Genomic DNA, 22345 nt, shown 5'->3' with positions numbered 1-22345 from the left:
AGGCCCCAGCTATCCCTCGCCCATCTCCGCGACCCGGAGATGGGTCGTCCGGGCCGTGCGGATCTCGCCCGTTGCGGCGAGGCGGCAATCGTGGATCGTCGCCCTGGCCGTATCGATGGCGATCGCCACCGCAGACATGGTGCGCGAATCTGGCTCCCGCTCGCGGGCATAGCGGACCACATCGGCGGCGAGGCGATCGACCTCGATGGTGAGCCCCTCGATGGCGGCGGGATCGGTGAGCGATCTCGCCTGCCCGGTGATCTCGATCAGCCGGTCCATCACGTCGTCGATGCGCTCGTGCTGCAAGCTCGACAGGCGCTGACGCACCCAGGCGAGCACCGAGACGAGGCCGCCCGCCAGGGCGCCGAGCAGATAAAGCGTGTCGCCATATCGCTCTACGAAGCCGTGCTGCTCGCGCTCGTAATAGTCGATCGCGCCGGGGTGGATCGGAATGCGGGCGCTGGTGGCCGCAGCGGTCGTCTCGTAGGCCGGGGCGAGGACGTATTCGGCGGCATCGGTCTGAAGCGCCGCCGCCGTGCGTTTTTCGAACAATTGCTGGGTGATATCCGCCGCGACCACCCGGCTGAGAGTCGAACGGGCCATGAGCCGGTAGGAGGCGCCAACCGTCTTCACGTCGTCGGCAGGGAGCTTCGGGCGCCCCGTGAACAGGCCGCCTGGGATCGTCACCGCCTGCAATTTCGGGAAGCGTTCGATGATGGCGTCGTCGTCCTCCACGGCGACGAACTCGACCTTGCCGTCCTTCGCCACCGACCGCACCGCGCCGACGAGGGCGATGGCCTTGGGCGCCGAAGGCGCGATGATGCTGAGGAAGGCATCGATCCGCTTTTCCTTGAAGGCCGCCGCGACGGCCTCCGTCTCCACGGGCACGAGTTGCACCGTGGTGGCCCCCAGATGCCCGGCCGCGGGCGCCGTCTCCAGGGTAAGACCGTGATAGGACAGAAGATTGCGGAGAAGCGAGTAATCCGCGTCCTTCTGCGCCCCGATGCCGAGGCGCTTACCGCCGAGCTTGGCGAAGGTCTTGATGCCTGAGGGCTCGGGCGAGGCCAGAATCATCGCCTGATCGCGCAGGATCGCCAGCGTCAGGCCGTTGGTCGGCAGCAGCACGTCGGGCCGCACCACGGCGAGGTCGGCCCGCCCGTCCTGCAGGGCGGCGGCGCTCTCGCGCACGTCGTCGAAGGACAGGATCTTGAGGCGGATACCCTCGTTGCCCGCGTCGAGGGCGTCGGCATAGGCCTTGATGAGCCCCGGCTCGGTGCCGTCCTTCGGAGCGACCGCGATGATGAGCGTCGTCGGCCGCAGCAGGTACCATGCTGCCGCGCCCGCCAGTCCGAGCAGCAGGACGCTGGCGACGAGCAGCACCTCGCGGCGCATCACGAAGGCTGTCAGAGAGGCCATGGGGAAGGGCTAGTCCTGCACGCGTGCGCAGGCCCAACGCAGACGTGGCCTTAGAGTGCCCTGCTATTCGGCAGCGGGCAGGTGCAGGGCCATGAGCTGGGCCGAGCGGCGGCGCTCGGGCACGTCACCCGGGGGCAGGCCGATCCGCCGCCTCGCATCGCCCACCGCTTCGTGGACGCCGTCCACCGCCAGGATCAGGGCGCTGACGGTGCGCATGTCGATCGAACGCTCGCGGGTCTGTGCGACGACGTCGGCGATCAGGTCGTCGATCTCGAGCACGATGGCATCGAGCCGGCCATGGTCGTGGCGGCGCGGATCTCGCGCAGGATGTCGAGCAGCCGGTCGAGGACGATGTCGATCCGCTCCCGGCGCTTGCGCGCGAGGCGCTGGCCGAGCCACGCGAAGCCAGAGCCGATCGTGCCGCCGAAGAAGGCGACGAGGTAGATGTAGTCCTCGTACCGATCGAGGAAGGTCTGCTGCTCACGCTCGAAATAATCAACCGCGCCGGGGTGGTTCGGCAGCCGTGCGGAGGTGGCCGCGACGGTGGTGTCGAACTCGGGCGCCTTCATCAGCTTGGCGATGGGTGCGGCGGCGGCGAGGCGGGAGCGCCACTCGAACAGATGCTGCGTCGCAGAGGCGACGGCGACCCGGCTCACGGTGCCCCGCGCCATCAGCCGGTAGGACGCGCCCACCGTGCGAATCTCTTCCTCGGGCCGCTTGGGCCGCCCGCCGAACGTCCCGGCGGGAATCGTCACCGATTGCAGCTCCGGGAAGCGCTGGAGGATGGCATCGCCGTCGGGGATCGAGACGAAGCCGATCTTGCGCTCGGGCGACCCGGTTTCAACGGCCCGCACCACCGTGGACGCCACCTTGGAGGTCGGACTCGCGATCACCGCGACCGCATCGACGCGCTTGTCCGCGATGGCTTGGGCGATCTCGCCGGACTTGAGCGGCACCACCGTGACGTGGCCGGCTCCCGGCTCGGCCGCCTCCTCGCCCGTCGCCGTATCGGGCACGAGATCGTAGAAGGACAGGACGTTGGCGAGGAAGGGCAGATCCGCCCCGTGCCGCACCACGATGCCGAGGCGCTTTCGGGCGAGATCGGGAAAGTCGTCGATCTCGCTCTGCTCCGGCCGGGCGACGAGCAGGGCCTCGTCGTGCAGGATCGCCAGCGTCAGGCCGTTCTCGGGCAGGAAGACATCGGGCCGCACCACGGCGAGGTCGGCCTTGTTGCGCTGGAGCGCGAGACCGCTGTCGCGCACGTCCTCGTAGCGAACCACCTTGAGGCGGACATCCTCACGGGCCCGGTCGAGGGCCGCCGCATAGGCGTCGATCAGCGAGGCCTCCGGCCCATCCTGCGGACCGACCGCCACGGTGAGCGTGGTCGGGCGCGACAGGTAGAACACTCCGCTCGCCAGGACGACGAGACCGAGCGCCACCATCAGGAGGAGCCATTCGCGCCGCATCAGGATGGCTGCGGCAGAGCGCAGCCTCCTCTGCAGTGCCCCCGGCACGGCGTGAGGAGGGACGGAGCCCGGCCTGTCGCGTTGCGCGCGTTCCATGGGTCGTTCATGAAGCGCAAACCTGTCCAGATCGTGAAGAACACGTGAAGCGCCCCTCCGTTGCATCTTCCAGGCCGGAGACACCTCCCACCCCGCCGCGACCGGTGAGCGCGGCATGGCTGGAACGGGCTGCACTCGACTATCTGCAGCGCTACAGCGCCTCCACCGAGATGCTGCGCCGGACGCTTCTCCGGCGGGTCGAGAAGCGGGCGCGGGCGCGGGGCGAAGAACCGTCCGACTTCGCGCCGATGGTGGAGGCGACCGTCGCCCGCGCCGTCTCGGCGGGTCTGGTGGATGATGCCCGCTTCGCCGAGGGGCGCCTCGCCGCCCTGCGCCGCCGGGGCTCTTCGCGCCGCGGGGCCAGCGCCAAGCTCGCGGCCAAGGGTGTCCCGCGCGAGGTGGTCGAGGCGGTGATCGAGGCGGAGCGCGAGACGCTGAGCGAGGAGGACAGCGAGGAGAAGGCGGCCTGGGCTTATGCCAAACGACGCCGCCTCGGTCCCTATCGCCCGGCGGCGCGGCGGGCCGAGTACCGCGAACGCGACCTCGGCAGCTTGGCACGGCAGGGCTTTCCCTTCGCCCTCGCCCGGCGGATCGTTGAGGCGGACGACGTTCCCTGAGGGGTGCGGCGATCCGGCTCGGGAGCATTGCCCCGGGCCCCGAGTCTACCCCTTGTGTCTCCGGATAGAGTGTTCATCTTCCGTTCCATGGACGAAGCTCTCGCGACAAAACTGCGCATCCTCGCCGATGCCGCGAAATACGACGCTTCCTGCTCATCGTCCGGCGCGCCCAAGCGTGCGGCGGGCAAGGACGGGCTCGGCTCCACGACGGGTGCCGGGATCTGCCACGCCTACACGCCGGATGGGCGCTGCATCTCGCTGTTGAAGATCCTGCTTACCAATTGGTGCCTGTTCGATTGCGCCTATTGCGTGAACCGGCGCTCCTCGAACGTGCGGCGGGCGAAATTTACGGTCGAGGAGGTGGTGAACCTCACCGTCAACTTCTACAAGCGCAACTATATCGAAGGCTTGTTCCTGTCATCGGGCATCATCAAGTCGCCCGACCACACGATGGAACTGCTCACCCGTGTCGCCAAGTCTCTGCGCCGGGACCACGGATTCGCGGGCTACATTCACCTGAAGTCGATCCCCGAGGCGAGCCCGTGGCTGATCGAGGAGGCGGGGCTCTATGCCGACCGTCTGTCGATCAATGTCGAGCTTCCGACCGAGGCGAGCCTCGGTCGGCTCGCGCCGGAGAAGGACGGTGCCGCGATCCAGGGCGCCATGGCGCAGATCGGCGAGCGGATCTTGGAGGCCAAGGCCGAGCGCCGCCGCTTCTCCCCCGCCGGGCACTCGACGCAGGTGATCGTCGGCGCCGACGACACCACCGATGCGGCGCTCATCGCCAAGAGCGAGAACCTCTACGGCAGCGTCGGCTTGAAGCGGGTTTATTACTCGGCCTTCAGCCCGATCCCCGATGGGTCGCAGATCCTACCCCTGAAGCCGCCGCCGCTCGCCCGCGAGCACCGGCTGTACCAAGCGGATTGGCTGCTGCGGTATTACGAGTTCTCGGCGGAAGAGGTCGCCTCGGCCTCCGAGGGCGGAATGCTGGCCCTCGACATCGATCCGAAGCTCGCCTGGGCGCTGAAGAACCGGGACAAGTTCCCCGTCGATGTGAACAAGGCCGACCGCGAGATGCTTCTGCGCGTGCCCGGCCTCGGGGCGCGGGCCGTCGACAAGATCGTCAAGGCGCGCAAGCATACGACCCTGCGCCTCGACGACGTGGCCCGGCTGACATCGAGCCTCAAGCGCGCGCGCCCCTTCCTCGTGGCCGCAGATCACCGGCCGGTGGGGCTCATCGACCGGGGAGACCTGCGCACACGCCTCGTGGAACCGGCCGAGCAACTGAGCCTGTTCTGATGGAGAAAACCAGTCCGTCTTTGCGAGCGCAGCGAAGCAATCCAGGGCAGCGGGACGTCTCCGAAGGTGGCGCCGCTGGATTGCTTCGCTTTGCTCGCAATGACGGCGTGGCGGTTTCCCGCACCATCCTCCTCGGCCCCGGCGCCGACCTCACCGGGTTTCGCGATGCCGCCCGGCGCCTCGCGGCCGAGGGCGTGCCGCCGGAGGCCGTCACCTTCTCCGTCGAGACCACGCCATCTCTGTTCGGCGACGATGCGCCTCCGGCCGCGGCGACGCCCCTCGTCCTGCCGAAGGCCGTGGCCGCCCTGATCCCCCGCGTCGTGCCGCACCGGGATCCCGAGCGGTACGGGCTGCTCTACAGCCTGATCTGGCGCAGCCTCCACGGCGAGCGGCACCTGATGGAGGTGGCGAGCGATCCGCTGGTCCATCGCCTCCACCGGATGGCGAAGGCCATCGGCCGAGATCTGCACAAGATGCACGCCTTCCTCCGCTTTCGCCGGATCGAGGGTGAGGCGGGCGAGCGCTATGTCGCGTGGTTCGAGCCCGACCATCATATCCTCGAAGCCGCCGCGCCGTTCTTCGTGCGGCGCTTCGCCGGGATGCGCTGGACCATCCTGACGCCCGAGGGACGGGCCATCTGGGACGGCGAGGTGCTGTCCTATGGCCCGCCGGGCAGCAAGGCCGACCTGCCCGAGGGGGACGGCTTCGAAGCCGGCTGGCAGACCTACTACGAGACGACCTTCAACCCCGCTCGCGTCAATCCGAGAGCGATGAAGGCCGAGATGCCGAAGAAGTACTGGCACAACATGCCGGAAACGGCCGCCATTCCCGCCCTGCTACGCGGGGCCTCGGCCCGGACCGAGCAGATGATCGAGAGGGAGCCCACCGTGCCCGCACGCCGCGAACCCGCCCGAGCCGTCGCCGCGATGGCCGATCAGGACCCGAAGAGCCTGAAAGACCTCAACGCCATCATCGCCCGCACCGAACCCCTCGTGCCGGGCGCGACCCAGGCCGTGCTGGGCGAAGGCCCGATCGGCGCCACGGTCGCCTTCGTGGGCGAGCAGCCCGGCGACCAGGAGGATCTGAAGGGCCGCCCCTTCATCGGCCCGGCGGGCCAGCTCCTGACCCGCGCCATGGCGGAAGCCGGGATCGATCGGGAGGCGAGCTACCTCACCAACGCGGTGAAGCACTTCAAATTCACGCTGCGCGGCAAGCGCCGCATCCATGAGAAGCCCACGGCCGGCGAAGTCAGCCATTACCGCTGGTGGCTCGACCGGGAGTTGGATTTCGTAGCGCCGAAGCTCGTCGTGGCTTTGGGCGCCACCGCCGTGCTGGCCTTGACGGGCAAGTCGATCCCGATCACCCGGTCACGAGGACCGTTCCGCTTCGACCGGCTGGACAACCGCTTCCAGGGCTACATCACGGTTCACCCCTCCTATCTGCTTCGCCTGCCCGACGAAGCGAAAGAGGAGGCTTACGCCGCCTTTCTGGAGGACCTGAAGCGTGTTGCCGCGCTCGGCGCCGAGCTTGCCGCTTAAGCGAACCGTTTTAATCCCTCGTGCCGCGTGCGAGCAGGCACGTCGCTCCGGGAAAGAGCCATCCATATCTCTCTCATGACAGACGAAGCGGGCGGAACAACCGATCCGTGCTGCACACGGAGAGAGATATAGCCATGAAGACCCGCATTGCCGCTACAATCGCCGCTCTCGTCATCGGCGCCGCCGCTCCTGTCACCTCCGCGATGGCCTATCCGTTCGCTCGTGACACCGGCCCGCTCTACACCGGCTCGATCGGCGTCCACGATACCCCCTTCTACGAGGCCCATCCCGGCTATTGCCGCCCGAGCTCGGCCGCCGAGGGCAACGCCAACCAGCAGACCCGGCCGGTCAAGCAATACGGTCAGACCAGCGGCGGCAACCGCTGCTGAGAACGTTGCGACCGGGAGTGAGCGAGGCGGCGGGGCGCAAGTGCCCCGCCGCTTGTTTTTGCGTTTGCCATCCGCTGGACAACCTTCGGCGAAGCCGCCACGACAGGGCGCGTCGTTCGTCGCGGCGGCCGAGGCCGAACTCGGGCGCGCGCCAAATCGTTGATGAAATCCCGCGAGCCACCAGCCTCCATGACCGCCGAGACCGCTCCCGCCTCGAAGCCAGTCGGCCCCGGCGATCAGGTGATCCTGGTCGATGGATCGTCGTTCATTTTCCGGGCCTATTTCCAGTCGATCAACCAGGACCAGAAGTACAATTCTAGACCCTCGGACGGCCTGCCGACCGGGGCAGTGCGGTTGTTCTGTACCAAGATCGCCCAGTTCCTGCAGGATGGCGCGGCAGGTATCATGCCGACTCATCTCGGCATCGTCTTCGACAAGTCGGAGGGCTCGTTCCGCAAGGAAATGTTCCCCGATTACAAGGGCCACCGCCCCGATGCCCCCGACGACCTGAAGCGTCAGATGCCGCTGATGCGCGACGCGGTGCGCGCCTTCGGCCTGCACGCCGTGGAGTTGGAGCGCTACGAGGCCGACGACCTCATCGCCACCTATGCCCGGCAGGCCGAGGCGCGGGGCGCGGGCGTCATCATCGTCTCCTCCGACAAGGACCTGATGCAGCTCGTCGGGCCGCTGGTGCGGTTCTACGATTTCGAATCCGGCGCCAAGGGGAAGCCGGGCTACCGGCCCGAGCGCAACCTCGATGTCGAGGCGATCATCGCCAAGTGGGAGGGCCTGAGCCCTAACCAGATCGGCGATGCGCTGGCGCTGATCGGCGACACCTCGGACAACGTGCCCGGCGTCCCCGGCATCGGCCTGAAGACCGCCGCCGCCCTCATCAAGGAGTTCGGCTCCCTCGACGCGCTGCTGGAGCGGGCGGGCGAGATCAAGCAGCCGAAGCGCCGGGAGACGCTGCTCGCCAACATCGATCAGGCCAAGCTTTCACGAAAGCTCGTCGCGCTGATGGAGGACGTACCGGTCCCCGTCGACCTCGATGACCTCGGTGTGCCGAAGCCCGACCCGGAGAAGCTCGTCGGCTTCCTGAAGGCGATGGAGTTCAACACCCTGACACGGCGTATCGCGCAGATGCTCCATGTCGATCCGGAGAAGGTGAAGCCCGACCCGTCTCTGGTGCCTGGCGCGAAGGGGCAAGGCGGCGAAGCGGTGCCGTTCTTCGGCGACAGCGTGCCGCCGGACCCCGAGACCGCTGCGGCCGGGGCCGAGCGTCCGCCGGGCGCAGCTCCGCCCGAGGCGGGCGAGGTCGATCCGTTCGCTGATCTCGGCCTGCCGGACGAGGCGCCGAAGCCCCGTGGTCCCGCCGAGCCGACGCCGGGGGCCCTCGTGGCGGCACGGGCGGGCGAGGCGGTGAAGCCGTTCGATACCGCCGCCTACGAAACGGTGATGTCGATCGAGCAGCTCGACGCCTGGATCGCCGAGGCCGAAGAAGCCGGGGTGGTCGCGGTCGATACCGAGACCGACTCGCTCGATTCCTTCCGTGCGGGGCTCGTCGGCGTGTCCCTGGCGGTGGCGCCCGGGCGCGCCTGCTACATTCCCCTGGCCCATCTGCGGACCGCGACCGGACCGACGACAGATGCCGGTGACCTGTTCGGTCAGGGCGCGGCGGCGAGCGACGTGGTGGAGCCGGTGCCCGGCCAGATCCCGCTGGCCGACGCCATCGCCCGGCTGAAGCCGCTTCTCGAAAATCCCAGCGTGCTCAAGGTCGGGCAGAACCTGAAATACGATTGGGTCGTGTTCTCCCGGCACGGCATCGAGGTCGCGCCGTTGGACGACACGATGCTGATTTCCTACGTGCTCGATGCCGGCAAGGGCGGGCACGGCATGGACGAACTCGCCCGCCGCCATCTCGGCCACCAGCCGATCACCTTCTCGGATGTCGCCGGGACCGGCCGTGCCAAGGTCACCTTCGACCGGGTCGCCCTCGACAAGGCCACCGCCTACGCCGCCGAGGATGCGGACGTGACGCTGCGCCTGTGGCGGATGATGAAGCCACGCCTCGTCGCCGAGAAGCGCGTCGCCGTCTACGAGACGCTGGAGCGGCCGCTCCTGCCGGTCATCGCCCGGATGGAGATGGCGGGCATCCGCGTCGACCGGGACATGCTGAGCCGCCTGTCGGGCGATTTCTCCCAGATCCTCGTGCGTCTCGAGGAAGAGATCCAGGAGGATGCCGGGGAGAAATTCTCTGTCGGCTCGCCGAAGCAGATCGGCGACATCCTGTTCGGCAAGATGGGCCTGCCCGGCGCCAAGAAGACGCCCTCCGGCCAATGGGCCACGCCCGCGACGCTGTTGGAGGAGCTGGCCCAGGCGGGGCACGAGCTGCCGAAGAAGATCCTCGAATGGCGGCAGCTCTCGAAGCTGAAATCGACCTACACCGACTCGCTCCAGACCCATGCCGACCGGGAGACGCAGCGGGTCCACACCTCGTTCTCGCTGGCCGCGACGACGACGGGGCGGCTCTCCTCCTCCGAGCCGAATTTGCAGAACATCCCCGTGCGCACGGAGGAAGGGCGCCGCATTCGCCGGGCCTTCGTGGCGGCGCCGGGCATGAAGCTGATCTCGGCCGACTATTCGCAGATCGAGTTGCGGCTGTTGGCTCACATGGCCGACATCCCCGAACTGCGCAAAGCCTTCGAGGACGGCATCGACATCCACGCAGCCACGGCTTCCGCCATGTTCGGCGTACCGCTGAAGGAGATGACGCCGGATCTGCGCCGCCGGGCGAAGACGATCAATTTCGGCATCATCTATGGCATCTCGGCCTTCGGTCTCGCCGACCGCCTCGGCATCGGCCGCGAGGAGGCTTCGGCCTTCATCAAGCAGTATTTCGAGCAGTTCCCCGGCATCCGGGACTACATCGACACGACGAAGCGCAGTTGCCGGGACAAGGGCTACGTCACCACCCTGTTCGGCCGGGTGTGCCACTACCCGCAGATCCGCTCGAACAACCCATCCGAGCGCGCGAGCGTGGAGCGGCAAGCGATCAATGCCCCGATCCAGGGCAGCGCGGCCGACATCATCCGCCGGGCGATGACCCGTATGGAGACTGCCCTTGCAGCCAAACGCCTCGGCGTGACCATGCTGCTGCAGGTCCACGACGAACTGGTGTTCGAAGCGCGCGAGGACGAGGTCGAGACGGCGATCCCGATCATCTCCTCCATCATGGAAGAGGCCCCCTCCCCGGCCCTGACGCTCAGGGTGCCGCTGGTGGTGGAAGCCAAGGCAGCGGGGAATTGGCAGGAGGCGCATTGAGGCCGAATCGCCGCCGTCATTGCGAGCGAAGCGAAGCAATCCAGGGTTCCGCGACGACGCACGCTGTCACGCAAGGCCGGGGTACAGATCGGCCCAATCGGGGTTCATCGCCTCGATGAGCGCGATCTTCCGCTTGCGTGATCCGGCTTTGATCTGCTTCTCGCGGTCGATCGCCTCGGTCATCAGGCCATAGGATTCGTACCAGACCAGCAGCTTGCAGCCGTATTGTCGCGTGAATCCCGGAAGCAATCCTTCCCGGTGTTCGTAGGCCCGCCGGGCAAGATCGGACGTCACGCCGACATAGAGCGTACCGTTCCGGCGGCTGGCCATGATGTAGACGTTCGGCGCACGCAATGCGGCTCCTGCCATGGCTTGCGTTGGAGGTCGCGGATCCCTGGATTGCTTCGCTTTGCTCGCAAAGACGGGAAGCGTTGTGTCCACAGGATCCTTCTTCGTTATCCATCGTCATTGCGAGCGAAGCGAAGCAATCCAGGGCTCCGCGACGTCCGCAAGTTGTACCGACGACACGAGATCACGGGAGCCAACGATGCGCGCACTTCTCTGCAGCACCCTCGACGGCGCGGAGGCCCTCGCCCTTGGTGAGCGGCCGGATCCCGCTCCCGCCGCGGGGCAGGCTCTGGTGCGCGTCACCCTCGCGGCGCTGAATTTCTTCGACACGCTGATCGTCGCCGGGCGCTATCAGGTAAAGCCGCCCCTGCCCTTCTCGCCGGCGGGCGAGGGTGTCGGCGTGGTCGAGGCGTTGGGCGAGGGTGTCACCGGTCTCGCGGTCGGGCAGCGTGTGGTGATCCATGCCGGATACGGCTGCTGCGCCGAGCGCATCGCCATCGATGCGACGAAGCTCACCCCCGTGCCGGACGGCGTGCCGGATGAGCAGGCGGCCGGGCTCACCATCACCTACGGCACCACCCTCCACGCGCTCGCCAACCGGGCGAAGCTCAAGGCGGGTGAGTGGCTGGCGGTGCTCGGCGCCTCGGGCGGCGTCGGGCTCGCGGCGGTGGAACTCGGGGCGCTGATGGGCGCGAAGGTCATCGCCTGCGCCTCGTCCGAGGAGAAGCTCGCCGCCGCCTATGCCCACGGGGCCGCGGAGGGCCTCGTCTACAAGCCCGAGACCCTCAAGGACGACCTGCGCCGCCTCACCGGCGGAGCGGGCGTCGATGTGGTCTACGATGCAGTCGGCGATGCCTTCGCGGAGCCCGCCCTGCGGTCTCTCGCGTGGCGGGGGCGCTACCTCGTGATCGGCTTCGCGGCGGGCGAGATTCCCCGCCTGCCGCTCAACCTGATCCTGCTGAAGGAACTCGACGTGCAGGGCGTCCACTGGGGCGCCTTCACCGAGCGCGACCCGGAGGCACACCGGGCCGATCAGGAGCAGCTGCTCGCCTGGGTGGCGGAGGGCAAGCTCACCGCCAAGGTCCACGGCGTCTATCCTCTGGACGAGTACCGCGAGGCCTTCGGGGTGCTCATCCGGCGGGAAGCCGTGGGGAAGGTCCTGCTGCAGGTATAGGGCTCAGAGGAGCCCCTTCTCCCGCGCGAGCATCACCAGATCCGCCTGCGGCCGGGCACCGATATGCTGGATCACCTCCGCTGCCGCCAGGGCGCCGAGGCGGGCGCTGGCGGCGTGGTCGAGCCCGCGGGCATGGCCGGCCAGGAAGCCGGCGGCGAAGAGATCGCCTGCGCCGGTCGTATCGACCACGTGCTCCACGGGGCTCGCCGCCACCTCGCGGACATGGCCGCCATGGACGACGAGGGCGCCCTTCTCCGAGCGGGTGACGAGGCCGAGCATGTGCATGCCGCGCCCGTTGCGCTCGTCGCGGAGCGCCGCAACGGCCTTCTCCTCGTCGTCGGTCTCGTAGAGGCTCTTCAGCTCGCCGAGATTGGCGAACAGGATGTCGATGCTGCCGTCGCGGATGAGGCCGAGGAACTCGTCGCGATAGCGGCCGACGCAGAAGGCGTCGGAGAGGGTCAGCGCCACGGCGTTGCCCGCGCGGTGGGCGATCTCGACCGCCTTGCGGAACGCGTCCTTGGCGGCGGGCGGATCCCACAGATAGCCTTCGAGGTAGACGACGCGGGCGGAGGCGACCGTCTCCTTATCGACCTCATCCGGTCCCAGACCCTGGCAGGCGCCGAGATAGGTGCTCATGGTGCGCTCGCCATCCGGCGTCACCAGCACCAAGCACCGGGCCGTAGCGGGACCGTCCGTGGCGGCGGGCACATCGAAGCCGACGCCCGTGGCCTTGAGATCATGGCGGAACAGGTGGCCCAACTCGTCGTCGCGGACGCGGCCGATGAAGGCGGTCTTCGCTCCGAGCATCGCGGCGCCCACGGCGGTGTTGGCGCCCGAGCCGCCGGAGACGATCGTCGCCTGACCCATGGCCTGGAACAGCGATTCCGCACGCGGCTCGTCGATCAAAGTCATCGCGCCCCTGGCGATGCCCTCCTTCTCCAGGAAGGCATCATCGGTGCGTGCGATCACATCGACGATGGCGTTGCCGAGGACGAGGAGGTCGAGGGAAGCCGCCATGAATTGATCCGTCTGCCAAGAATTCCGGCGGCTGTGACACCGGGCGCCCGCAGGATCAAGACTCGGCGGTCATCTCACCCCGCGATCTCTTCCAAGGCCACGTCCCGCGTGCGCGGCCCGAGCAAGCCGACGAGGCCGCCTGCCACGAGCATGGCGGCGGAGATGAACACGAACACGCCTGCCGTGCCCTGCTCACGCAGGACGAAGGCGATGATGAAGCCCGTGAAGATCGCCGAGAAGCGGCTCCAGGAATAGACGAAGCCCACCGCCCGCGCCCGGATGCCGGTGGGGAACAGCTCGGCCTGATAGGCGTGGAAGCTGTAGGACATGACGTTCGAGGCGAGCGTCAGGCCGATGCCGAGGGCGACGATGCCGGTGACGTCGCGCATCTGCGCGAAGGCGAGGCCGCAGGCGATGTAGACCAGCGCCGCCGCCACGATGACGTGCTTGCGCTCGAACCGGTCGGCGATGAGGAGACCGATCAGCGGCCCGATGGGCGCGGCCAGCGCGATGAGCGCCGTGTAGGCGAGGCTCGACGTGACGGTGATGCCCTGCCCGATCAACAGTGTCGGCACCCAGTTGGCGAAGCCATAGAAACCGACCGTCTGGAAGATGTTGAACCCCGCCATCATCAGGGTGCGGCGGCGATAGGGCGGCACCCACATGTCGCGGAAGGCGCCGCGCGGGGTGGCAGGCTTGGGCGCAGCCGGTGGCGGGAGGGGACGGCCGTATTCCGCCTCGACCCGCGCTTCGAGCCTGGCCATCACCGCCTCGGCCTCGGCGATCCGCCCGCGCCCCACGAGCCAGCGGGGACTCTCGGGCAGGCCGGAGCGTATCCACCAGACCAGCAAAGCCGCCGAGGCGCCGATCAGCGCGACCCAGCGCCAGCCATCGAGCCCGAAGGGCGAGCGCGGGATCAGCAGGTAGGACAGGAATGCGACGACGGGCACCGCGCAGAAGCCGATCGCCTGGCACAGGGCGAAGGCCCGGCCCCGGATCGCCTTCGGCACCAGTTCCGACAGGTAGCTGCCGATCGTGACCATCTCGAGCCCCAACCCGATCCCGGCGATGAGCCGCCAGAGGTTCAGCCCGAATGCCTCGGTCTGGAAGGCCATGACGACGTTGGCCGCCGTGTAGGACAGGAGCGACCACGTGAAGATCGCTCGCCGCCCGAACCGGTCCGCGAGCCAGCCACAGGCGACCGTGCCGATGAACAGGCCGGTGAACAGGGCGGCGATGAAGCCCGCGACCCCGGTCGCCCCGAACAAGCCCGGCGTGGTCGGCGTCAGGATCCCCGCCTTGACGAGGCCCGGCGCCACGTAGCCGGTGAAGAGCAGATCATAGAGTTCGAAGAAGAAGCCAAGGCCGAGCAGCGCCACGATGCGCCAGACACTCCGCGTCGCGGGCAGCCGATCAAGCCGGGCGACGATCAGGCCCGGATCGTAGGAAGCCGCGCGTGTCGTCATGGAGGGGGCTCGTTCGTGGGATCGCTGCGCCGCTTGCCCCGGAAAGAGCAGGGGCGCAAGGCGAAGGTCACACTCCGAAGACCGACCACCCCATCCGCTGCGTCAGACGCTCCAGGGCGATGCGGCCGAGATGCGAATTCCCGGCGGCGTCGAGGCCGGGCGACCAGACGGCGATGGACGCCTTGCCCGGTGCCACGGCGAAGATGCCGCCGCCCACGCCGCTCTTGCCGGGCAGGCCGACCCGGTAGGCGAAATCGCCCGAGCCATCGTAATGGCCGCAGGTCAGCATGATCGCATTGATGCGGCGCGCCCGCTCCGGCGAGACGACGTTGAAGCCGGTGGCGGGGTTCATGCCGTTATGGACCAGGAACTGCCCTGCCGTGGCGAGTTGGCGGCAGTTCATCGCGATGGCGCAATGGTGGAAGTAGACGCCGAGGGTGTAATCGACCGGGTTTTCGATCACCCCGAAGGACTTCATGTAATAGGCGAGCGCCGAATTGCGGAAGCCGGTGCGTCGTTCGGAGGCCGCGACCTTCTCATCGATGGTGACGGTGGGGTCCTTCGAGAGGAACTGCATGAACCGCAGGATCTCGCCCAGCGCCTCGCGCGGCTCGTGACCAGAGAGGATCACGTCCGTCACCGCAATGGCCCCGGCATTGATGAAGGGGTTGCGCGGCACGCCGCGCTCCCGCTCCAACTGGACGATGGAGTTGAACGGGTTGCCCGAGGGCTCCCGGCCGACGCGCCGCCACAGGCGGTCGCCGATCATGCCCAGCGCCAGGGTCAGCGTGAAGACCTTCGAGATGCTCTGGATCGAGAACAGCACCTCGCTGTCTCCGCCCGCGCTGATCCGCCCGTCCGCCTGGACAACCGCGATGCCGAACCGGTTCGGGTCCACATGGGCGAGTTCGGGGATGTAATCGGCCACCGTGCCGCGATCCGCGCGCGCGGCCATCTCCTCCGAGATTTCACGGACGACGGTGTCGAGATCGGGCATGGCCAGTCGTGGTTTCAAAGGTCGGAGACCTTTTGCGGGTGTAGGGCTCAAGCCCTGCCATGATCGGGGCTTTGCCCCGACCCCCACCAAAGGGATGATCCCTCTGGGATCCCGGTCCTCCTAAGCAAGGACCGGGCCTGGTGCATCGATCCAGACGGAGGCATCAGCCGTGTCAGGAACGATGCAAAGACAATGAGCCGGTGCAGAGGCGCATGAACGGCGTGAGTGCGCCACTGCACTGGCGTCACGCGGCGGCGAGCGTCGCGCCCATCGTTTCCTTCTTCATCGAGCTCGCGGAAGAAGCCGTCGAGATGGGTGAGCTTCTCCGGCGAGCCGTCCTGCGCGATCCGGCCGCCTTCCAGCACGACGATGCGGTCGAAATCCTGAAGGGTCGAGAGACGGTGGGCGATGGCGATCACCGTACGTCCCTTCATGAGATTGGCCAGCGCGTGGCGGATCGCCTGCTCGGATTCCGCATCCAGCGCCGACGTCGCCTCGTCGAGAAGCAGGATCGGCGAGTTCTTCAGGATGGCGCGGGCGATGGCGATGCGCTGGCGCTGGCCGCCCGAGAGCTTCACGCCCCGGTCGCCGACGATGGTGTCGAAACCCTCCGGCAGGGCCTTGATGAAGTCGGTGCAATGGGCAGCCTCGGCCGCCTGCCAGACCTCCTCGTCGGTCGCGTCCGGCCGCCCGTAGCGGATGTTCTCGCGCAGCGTGCGGTGGAACATCGAGACGTCCTGCGGCACGACGGTGATGAACTCGCGCAGCGAGTCCAGCGTCACCCGGTCGATGTCCTGCCCGTTGATGCGGATCGAGCCCGACTGCACGTCGTAGAAGCGCTGGATCAGCGAGAACAGGGTCGACTTGCCGCCGCCCGACTTGCCGACGAGGCCGACCCGCTGGCCGGGCTCGATGGTCAGGTCGAAATCGGTGAAGACGCTGCGCCCGTCGGGATAATTGAACGCGACGTGCTCGAACTCGATCTTGGCGCCTTGGCCTGCCAGCGGCTGCGCCTCGGGATGGTCCACGAGATCGTGCGGCTGAAGCAGGGTGTGCAGGGCCTCGGACATGCGGGCCGTGTGCTGCGTGGCATCGACCAGCGCGACGGCGAGGTCGCGGGTGGCGGCCAGGATGCGGATGCCGAGCGTGCAGACCAGCACCACCTGCCCGTTGGTCGCCTGCCCGACTTCCCACAGCCGGATCGACCAGTAGAGAAGGCCGAGGATCGCAAGCACGGTGAGGATCGCGTGAACGATGCGCAGCTTCTCCAGGTAGAGGAGCGACGAACGGCGCGCCCGCATCTCGGTGGCGATGGTGCCCTCGAAGCGGACACCCTCGCGCTTGAAGGCGGAGAAGGCGCGCACGAGAGACATGTTGCCGACGAGGTCGACCATCTCGCCATCGACGCTCGCGGCCTTGGCGGCGAAGTCGTGGTGCAGCGGCTTGCCCGCCGAGGCCATCTTGAACATCAGCACGACGACCGCCGCGAAGATGCCGGCCAGGATTCCGGCCATGGGCAGGCTGACGGTGGCGATGTAGGCGATCGAGCCGAAGGCCGCGACCGTCGGCGGCATCACGTTGAACACGAACATGTTCTCGACCGTGAAGATCGCGTTCGAGGTCGCGGTGATGCGGCTTGCCAGGGTACCCGGCTGACGGTCCGAGAAGAAGGTCGGCGAGTGTCCGGTCAGGTGCCGGAACAGGTCGCGGCGGATATCGCCCGTGACGCCGACGAAGGTGAAGGCGCCCGTCAGCGCGGCCACGCGCCAGAGCATGTTGTCGACGGCAATGAATACGATGAGGACCGTCAACGCGCTCCAGATGCCGGTATTGGCCGGACCCGGACCCTTGGTAAGCGCATCGACGACGCCCTTCAGGGCGTAGTCGGTCGAGACCGAGAAGCCGACCGCGCCGAGCACCGAGATGAGGATGATCAGATGCGGCAGCCAGCGGCGGCGCAAGTACCGTCCGACGAAGGCGAAGGGCCGTTCGGCGTATCGGTGGAGTTCTTCCATCGTGGCGACCATTCCGTTCTCGCGTGACCGGCAGGCGGCAACCGTGCGAGCATGCGGTATTGAGGGCAAGTCCATCCCGTAGCGCCAACGCATCAGCGTTGCCATACGTTGCAGCGTGGCGTTCCGGATCGCGTGCTTTTAGTACCTCAAGCTGAACAGAGCTTGAGGAGGTTCCTCAAGCGAAAGCGGTGCCGCGCGGTTCAAGGGGCTTCCGCCGCCGTTCCTTCGGGCAGGCGCGATCGGCGCGTCTCCGGCATGATCAGGGCCACGAGCATGAAGGCGGCGAAGCCCAGGAAGGCGAGACCGAGAAACGCGCTGTGACTCCCCAGCCTGTCGGCCATGATGCCCGCGATCGAGGTCGAGAGGGCAGCGCCGATGCCCATGGCGGTGCCGACGGCGCCGAGCGCGAGGTTAAACCGCCCCGTGCCGCGCGTCAGGTCCGAGACGACGAGGGGCACCATCACCCCGAGCACCGAGGCGGACACGCCGTCGAGCACTTGGATCGCCACAAGGGCATAGGGATTCGTGGTGGAGGCAAGGAGAAGCCCGCGTAACGGCAGGGCCGCGAAGCCGACAAGCAGCACCGGGTATCGCCCGAACCGTTCCGTCGCCCGCCCGACCGCCGGTGCACACACGGCGAGCACCGCCTGCGGAACCATGATGCAGGCTGCCACCAGCGCGGTCGCCGTCTCGCTCGCCCGCAGGGTCAGGACGCTGCCGACGAGGGGCATCATCGCCGCGTTGGCGAGGAAGAACAGCATCATGCAGGCGCCGAAACTGAGCAGGCCGCGATTGGCCAGCAACGCCCGCAGGCCCCCGCGCCCCTCGGACGGAGCGGGGCTCGCCTCCTCGGAGATGCGCGAATTGGCTTCGATCTCGCTGGCGCGGATCGCCGACAGGGCCATCACCGCAGGGACCCCGAGGGCAGCGGTGAGATAGAAGACGGCCCCGTTCGAGAGGTAATATCCGCAGGCGCCCATGCCCGCCGCGGCGATGGCGTTGCCGAGCGCCTGGAAGCTCGCATTGCGCCCGAGGCGCTCACCCGCCCGAGCATGGCCGACGAGGCCGATGCTGATGGCGGCGATGGCCGGGGTGAGGACGCAACTCGCCGCCGAGTGCAGGGCCATGGCGAGGAGCACGACGAGGAAGCTCGGCCAGACGGCGAGCGCCAGGGCGCTGCCCGCGACGGCGATGACCGCTACCCCGGCGGCGAACCGCTTGGAGCGCGCGGCATCGACGAAGGCGCCTCCCGGAACCTGCCCGAGCAGGCCCACGAGGCTGCCGACCGTCAGCGCAAAGCCGATATCCGACTGGGTCCATTTCGCCTGGGAGAAATAGACGGCCAGGAAGGGCCCGAATCCGGTTTGAAGGTTGGCCACGAAGAAGGCGAACGCGTCGAGGCCCCGGCGGCTCACGGTCGAGACCGGAGCCCCCTGTCCCTCGGGGGCGGGAGGCCCCGCGACCGGCTCCGCCGACGCGACGATCCGCGGGCGCATCTCGGCCGGAAGCTCCTGGCGGAGTTCCTGCCGCGCCTCATCACCCCGGACGCTACGCGCTGGAGCCGCCGGAACGAGGGGCCGTGCCTTCAAACCGGCCACCGTCATTTATCTTGAGCCCTCTCGGGCGAAGCCGCTGCGGAGGGCGGCGCAGCCGGGAGGCGGTACGGCCGGAGCCGAAGCGGCGGGGGTCGGCGGGACAGCAGGCGTGGGCGGGTTCGCGGGCGCGGTCGTCTGCCCGGCGGGGTTCGCGCCCGCCTGGTCGCCGCTCTCCGGCGGGGTGGTCCCGCTCGCAGGGCCGAGCACGACGATGGGCTCGCCCGACTTGTATTCCGGCGAGACGCGGACCTGATTGCGCGTCAGCGCGACGGAGAGGCGGCGCTCCTTACCGTCCGAGGTGAAGCGCAGCGCACGCCAATCCACGGCGATCTTGCGGGTGCCGACGCCGAGGAAGCCGCCGAAATCGATGATGGCCGCGCGGGGATGGCCTTCCTTGTCGATGATCACGTCGATCACCCGGCCGAGTTCGTCCCCCTGCGCGCTGCGAACGCTGCGGCCGAGCAGGCTCTCGTAATCCGACGTGTCGAGGACGGTCGCGGGCGTGCCCTGCTGCGGCGGTGCCCCGGCGGCCGGCCCGGCAGCGGGAGGCGTCGTGGGGACGGAAGCGGGCGGCACGGCCGGAGACACCGGGGTGGCAGGAGGCGCGGACGGCGCGACGGCAGGCGGCGCGACGACCGGTGCGGGCGCGGCACCCGGGCCGGAGGCGCCCTCGCCGCCGGGCGGCGGTGTCTGGGCGGCGGCCCCCGTCGCCCCCAGGGCGAGCATCAGGGCCGCGATCATCCGACTGGTAGTACGCACGCGTCGTCCTCTGTGAAATCCGATGGGCGGCCAGGCGGGGAGCCGTGCCGCCCGAATCCGGCGCGGCAGGACGGGGGTAACGTCCGACCTGGGCGAAGTTATGGATCAGCTCTGTGGGCTCAGGGCAACAGGCCGCAAGATCCGCGCCGTCCGGGCCCCGCACCGGTTGGGCGGCGGCCTCGTTGGCCGGGTTGCGTCTGTTTTTCGCCGCAACCCCAGCTTAGATCCGATGACATGATCTGCGGCCCGGACGATCGGGGTCCGCGTGAGGAACAGTCCATGTCGCGCATCTCGTCGTCGGCCACCGCGCCCGCCCTGCTTCTCGCCGTGTCCCTGGCCGCGGGCGGTCTCGCGGGCTGTCAGGCGCTCGGCGGCACCGCTGGCGTCATGCCCGAGACGGAGGTCGGCCTGCCCCCGTCCCTGCGCGGCGCGATGCCGAACCGTCAGGCCCACTCGGCAAGCGTCGATGAGGAGGGCCGCCCCCTCCCGGCCGCGCCGACCCGCAACATCGCTATCCCGAAGAACGCGGGCAGCGCGAGCCGCTCCGCCGATGCGAGTGAGCGTCGCATTCGCCGGGAGGATCTCGAGGGCAGCGACGGGCGCAGCGGCAGCTCCAGCAGCATGGCCCCCGCACTCACCCCCGGCGGTGCCGTCGGCCTCGGCGGAAAGTTCTAAGGGGCCTCAGGCCGCCTGGAACCGGCTGCCGTAATAGTCCTCGAGCTGCTTCTGGTAATCCGGGTCGGCGAAGCTGTCTTCGCCCGGCCCGTGGCTCGGCGCCCCGGCGAGGGCGCCGGGATCGATATCGACCACATAGCCGCCCAGGCTCAGTGCTGTAGCGAAGGGCCCGCCAGGGCAGCGGATGGTGGTTCTCCCCGAGGCCGAGGAAACCGCCGAAGGCCAGGACCGCGTAGGCCACCTGCCCCGACACCTTATCGACCATGAAATTGTGGACCGAGCCGAGGTGTCGGCCAGTGCTGTCGTAGACGGCCGTGCCTTCGACCTTGTTCGAGGCGATGAGGCGCGGGGTCTCGTCCAGGGCGATGCCCTCGCCCGCCGGATCGAGTTCCATCGTGCCCGGCTTCCTGACGGCGCGTTCGGTCGGCAGATCGGTGGGCATAATCTCTCCTCTTGCGCTCCCACGCTGCACCGCGAAGGGAGATGCTCAGAACATACGAGCACCGCCGTCGCCGGTTCCCTCGTGGGAGCGCAAGAAGCGATTCGCAGGGTGAAGGAATGCTGTCCGCAGCGGGCCGAACGGTCATGCGGAGACTGGTCCAATGGCCTCCGGAAGGCTCTCAGAGCGTGCCGAGGTGAAAAGAACCGTGCGAACCTGTCACCAAGACTTGCAAATCATGGTTTCGTTCATGTTTCATATCCCAACCTGCGCGATAAGATTCCGGTTCGGCGCACTTGCCGAACGGGCGGAAGTCAGGTCCGCCCTGTGGATTGAGGCGGTCGGCACCCGTTTTCCCCTTGGAACGGGCGCGGCACCGCTTAGTTGAAGCTGCTATGCTGACGCGGCGACGGGGCGCGGTTCGCCCCGGTGAGGTCCGAGCATCGGAGGATATTGATGGCGACGAAGACGGAGAAGGCTGCGCCGAAGGCGGCCAAGACCACGAAGGCTGCTTCTGAATCCGCCCCCGCCAAAACCGCAAAGCCGGCAGCCAAGTCGGCCGCCGCGAAGCCGAACGCTCTTCAGCAGCCGCTGAAGCCCTCGGCCGAGCTCGGCGCCATCGTCGGCACCAGCCCGCTCCCGCGCGGCGAAGTGGTGAGCAAGGTGTGGGAATACATCAAGAAGCACAACCTGCAGAACCCCGAGAACAAGCGCGAGATCGTCGCCGACGACAAGCTGAAGAAGGTCTTCGGCAAGGATAAGTGCTCCATGTTCGAGATGAACAAGCACCTCGCCGCGCACCTCAAGGCCTGAGATCCTCCGGCCCGCCGGACCGACCCCAGGGCCGGTCGCGGCGGATCTCACGGTCGGCGGTTCCGTTCAGGCAAGATATTGTAGAACGCCGCCGTCGACCCGCATCGCCGCGCCTGTCGTGGCGCTGGCGGCTGGGCTGCACAGGTACGCCACGAGATTCGCAACCTCGTCCACATGGGCGAGACGGCGGATCAGCGAGGTCGGCCGGTGCTCGGCCACGAATTGGCGGCCAAGCTCCTCGATATCGCCGGTGGCACCGTCGCCCATCTGCTTCAGGAAGGTCTCGACGCCCTCTGAGAGGGTCGGGCCGGGCAGGACGCTGTTCACCGTCACGCCGCTTCCGGCCACCGTCTGGGCCAAACCCCGGGCGATGGAGAGCTGCGCCGTCTTCGTCATCCCGTAATGGACCATCTCCGTCGGCACGTTGAGGGCCGACTCGCTGGAGATGAAGATCACGCGGCCCCAGCCCCGCTCGACCATGGTAGGCGTGTAGGCCCGCGACAGGCGCACGCCGCTCATCACGTTCACGTCGAAGAAGCGCTGCCAATCGGCGTCGGGAATGTCGAAGAACGGCTTCGGCTCGAAGATGCCGGTATTGTTGACGAGGATGTCGACGCTCGGATTCGCCTCGACCAGCGCCGCCGCTCCGGCCGCATCGGAAACATCGCCCACCGCCGCGAAGGCACGGCCGGCGCTCGCCTCGCCCCGCAGCTTGGCCAGGGCCGCATCGACCCGCTCCGCTGTTCGCCCGTTGATGCCGACTTCCGCCCCCAGATCGCACAGGGCCCGCGCGATGGCGTAGCCGATGCCTCCGGTGGAGCCCGTGACGAGGGCCCTTCGTCCGCTGAGATCGAGATTCATCACCGCACCTGTCCGTGAAGGAAGCCCCGTCGCGGCAAGGTGGG

The 22345-nt window shown here is 68.3% G+C and carries 16 protein-coding genes and 3 pseudogenes; 8 read left to right on the top strand and 11 right to left on the bottom strand.

Annotation, left to right across the window (positions count from 1 at the left end; genetic code table 11):
• Positions 1 to 9: 9 nt before the first annotated feature.
• Positions 10 to 1416 carry a TAXI family TRAP transporter solute-binding subunit gene (locus ACFQE0_RS07995; RefSeq protein WP_378968641.1) on the bottom strand — a complete coding sequence of 469 codons (1407 nt, stop codon included), beginning with the start codon at positions 1414 to 1416 and terminating at the stop codon, positions 10 to 12.
• A 63-nt stretch (positions 1417 to 1479) separates the two neighbouring features.
• Positions 1480 to 2882 (bottom strand): annotated as a pseudogene (locus ACFQE0_RS07990) (TAXI family TRAP transporter solute-binding subunit).
• Between the two features lie 200 nt (positions 2883 to 3082).
• Between ACFQE0_RS07990 and ACFQE0_RS07985 the strand changes: the two are divergent.
• The 5 genes from ACFQE0_RS07985 to polA all read left to right on the top strand — a co-directional run bounded on the left by ACFQE0_RS07985 (position 3083) and on the right by polA (position 10142).
• Complete coding sequence (locus ACFQE0_RS07985) at positions 3083 to 3595, top strand: regulatory protein RecX (RefSeq protein ID WP_378968639.1); 513 nt, start codon at positions 3083 to 3085, stop codon at positions 3593 to 3595.
• 87 nt (positions 3596 to 3682) lie between these two features.
• Positions 3683 to 4894: a putative DNA modification/repair radical SAM protein gene (locus ACFQE0_RS07980; protein ID WP_378968637.1), complete on the top strand. Its 1212-nt coding sequence runs from the start codon at positions 3683 to 3685 to the stop codon at positions 4892 to 4894.
• Entirely contained in the window at positions 4894 to 6432 is a 1539-nt protein-coding gene (locus ACFQE0_RS07975; RefSeq protein WP_378968635.1) for a UdgX family uracil-DNA binding protein, read from the top strand. The genes ACFQE0_RS07980 and ACFQE0_RS07975 overlap by 1 nt, the downstream gene beginning before the upstream one ends.
• Positions 6433 to 6566: 134 nt before the next feature.
• Complete coding sequence (locus ACFQE0_RS07970) at positions 6567 to 6821, top strand: hypothetical protein (protein ID WP_378968632.1); 255 nt, start codon at positions 6567 to 6569, stop codon at positions 6819 to 6821.
• Positions 6822 to 7010: 189 nt separating this feature from the next.
• Positions 7011 to 10142, top strand: coding sequence for a DNA polymerase I (gene polA / locus ACFQE0_RS07965; protein ID WP_378968630.1), 3132 nt, complete (start codon positions 7011 to 7013; stop codon positions 10140 to 10142).
• Between the two features lie 66 nt (positions 10143 to 10208).
• On the opposite strand, the gene ACFQE0_RS07960 is transcribed toward polA, so the two are convergent.
• On the bottom strand, positions 10209 to 10496 hold the full coding sequence (locus tag ACFQE0_RS07960) for a GIY-YIG nuclease family protein (RefSeq protein WP_378975371.1): 288 nt from the start codon (positions 10494 to 10496) through the stop codon (positions 10209 to 10211).
• A 193-nt stretch (positions 10497 to 10689) separates the two neighbouring features.
• Here ACFQE0_RS07960 and ACFQE0_RS07955 point away from each other — a divergent pair, with 193 nt between their 5' ends.
• Complete coding sequence (locus tag ACFQE0_RS07955) at positions 10690 to 11664, top strand: NADPH:quinone oxidoreductase family protein (RefSeq protein WP_378968627.1); 975 nt, start codon at positions 10690 to 10692, stop codon at positions 11662 to 11664.
• 3 nt (positions 11665 to 11667) lie between these two features.
• Here ACFQE0_RS07955 and ACFQE0_RS07950 read toward each other — a convergent pair whose 3' ends face one another.
• From ACFQE0_RS07950 to ACFQE0_RS07925, 6 genes and pseudogenes are all read right to left on the bottom strand, one after another.
• A complete protein-coding gene (locus ACFQE0_RS07950) occupies positions 11668 to 12681 on the bottom strand; it encodes an adenosine kinase (protein ID WP_378968625.1) in 1014 nt (337 codons plus the stop codon).
• Between the two features lie 74 nt (positions 12682 to 12755).
• On the bottom strand, positions 12756 to 14147 hold the full coding sequence (locus tag ACFQE0_RS07945) for an MFS transporter (RefSeq protein WP_378968623.1): 1392 nt from the start codon (positions 14145 to 14147) through the stop codon (positions 12756 to 12758).
• Positions 14148 to 14214: 67 nt separating this feature from the next.
• Positions 14215 to 15144 carry a glutaminase gene (locus ACFQE0_RS07940; RefSeq protein ID WP_378968621.1) on the bottom strand — a complete coding sequence of 310 codons (930 nt, stop codon included), beginning with the start codon at positions 15142 to 15144 and terminating at the stop codon, positions 14215 to 14217.
• A gap of 244 nt (positions 15145 to 15388) precedes the next feature.
• A pseudogene (locus ACFQE0_RS07935) lies at positions 15389 to 17159 on the bottom strand (ABC transporter ATP-binding protein).
• 200 nt (positions 17160 to 17359) lie between these two features.
• Entirely contained in the window at positions 17360 to 18763 is a 1404-nt protein-coding gene (locus ACFQE0_RS07930; RefSeq protein ID WP_378968619.1) for an MFS transporter, read from the bottom strand.
• Entirely contained in the window at positions 18764 to 19513 is a 750-nt protein-coding gene (locus tag ACFQE0_RS07925) for a PRC-barrel domain-containing protein (RefSeq protein WP_378968616.1), read from the bottom strand.
• A 279-nt stretch (positions 19514 to 19792) separates the two neighbouring features.
• Between ACFQE0_RS07925 and ACFQE0_RS07920 the strand changes: the two genes are divergently transcribed.
• Entirely contained in the window at positions 19793 to 20188 is a 396-nt protein-coding gene (locus ACFQE0_RS07920; protein WP_378968614.1) for a hypothetical protein, read from the top strand.
• 6 nt (positions 20189 to 20194) lie between these two features.
• Here ACFQE0_RS07920 and ACFQE0_RS07915 read toward each other — a convergent pair.
• Positions 20195 to 20630, bottom strand: a pseudogene (locus tag ACFQE0_RS07915) (PRC-barrel domain-containing protein).
• A 453-nt stretch (positions 20631 to 21083) separates the two neighbouring features.
• Here ACFQE0_RS07915 and ACFQE0_RS07910 point away from each other — a divergent pair.
• Entirely contained in the window at positions 21084 to 21440 is a 357-nt protein-coding gene (locus tag ACFQE0_RS07910; RefSeq protein WP_378968612.1) for an SWIB/MDM2 domain-containing protein, read from the top strand.
• Positions 21441 to 21506: 66 nt separating this feature from the next.
• Here the strand turns inward: ACFQE0_RS07910 and ACFQE0_RS07905 are convergent, their stop codons facing one another.
• Positions 21507 to 22301 carry an SDR family NAD(P)-dependent oxidoreductase gene (locus ACFQE0_RS07905; RefSeq protein ID WP_378975369.1) on the bottom strand — a complete coding sequence of 265 codons (795 nt, stop codon included), beginning with the start codon at positions 22299 to 22301 and terminating at the stop codon, positions 21507 to 21509.
• Positions 22302 to 22345: the final 44 nt, after the last annotated feature.

Origin of the sequence: Methylobacterium komagatae (genome assembly GCF_042661665.1) — a bacterium.
Taxonomy (GTDB): domain Bacteria; phylum Pseudomonadota; class Alphaproteobacteria; order Rhizobiales; family Beijerinckiaceae; genus Methylobacterium; species Methylobacterium komagatae.
Note: the sequence above shows the minus strand (reverse complement) of the source record. Positions and strands in the feature narration are given on the sequence as shown.

Excerpts from the sequence above, each read along its gene's own strand:
- ACFQE0_RS07995 (WP_378968641.1), bottom strand. The coding sequence starts at position 1,416 with ATGGCCTCTCTGACAGCCTTCGTGATGCGCCGCGAGGTGCTGCTCGTC.
- ACFQE0_RS07980 (WP_378968637.1), top strand. The coding sequence starts at position 3,683 with ATGGACGAAGCTCTCGCGACAAAACTGCGCATCCTCGCCGATGCCGCG.
- ACFQE0_RS07975 (WP_378968635.1), top strand. The coding sequence starts at position 4,894 with ATGGAGAAAACCAGTCCGTCTTTGCGAGCGCAGCGAAGCAATCCAGGG.
- ACFQE0_RS07970 (WP_378968632.1), top strand. The coding sequence starts at position 6,567 with ATGAAGACCCGCATTGCCGCTACAATCGCCGCTCTCGTCATCGGCGCC.
- polA (WP_378968630.1), top strand. The coding sequence starts at position 7,011 with ATGACCGCCGAGACCGCTCCCGCCTCGAAGCCAGTCGGCCCCGGCGAT.
- ACFQE0_RS07955 (WP_378968627.1), top strand. The coding sequence starts at position 10,690 with ATGCGCGCACTTCTCTGCAGCACCCTCGACGGCGCGGAGGCCCTCGCC.
- ACFQE0_RS07950 (WP_378968625.1), bottom strand. The coding sequence starts at position 12,681 with ATGGCGGCTTCCCTCGACCTCCTCGTCCTCGGCAACGCCATCGTCGAT.
- ACFQE0_RS07945 (WP_378968623.1), bottom strand. The coding sequence starts at position 14,147 with ATGACGACACGCGCGGCTTCCTACGATCCGGGCCTGATCGTCGCCCGG.
- ACFQE0_RS07940 (WP_378968621.1), bottom strand. The coding sequence starts at position 15,144 with ATGCCCGATCTCGACACCGTCGTCCGTGAAATCTCGGAGGAGATGGCC.
- ACFQE0_RS07930 (WP_378968619.1), bottom strand. The coding sequence starts at position 18,763 with ATGACGGTGGCCGGTTTGAAGGCACGGCCCCTCGTTCCGGCGGCTCCA.
- ACFQE0_RS07920 (WP_378968614.1), top strand. The coding sequence starts at position 19,793 with ATGTCGCGCATCTCGTCGTCGGCCACCGCGCCCGCCCTGCTTCTCGCC.
- ACFQE0_RS07910 (WP_378968612.1), top strand. The coding sequence starts at position 21,084 with ATGGCGACGAAGACGGAGAAGGCTGCGCCGAAGGCGGCCAAGACCACG.
- ACFQE0_RS07905 (WP_378975369.1), bottom strand. The coding sequence starts at position 22,301 with ATGAATCTCGATCTCAGCGGACGAAGGGCCCTCGTCACGGGCTCCACC.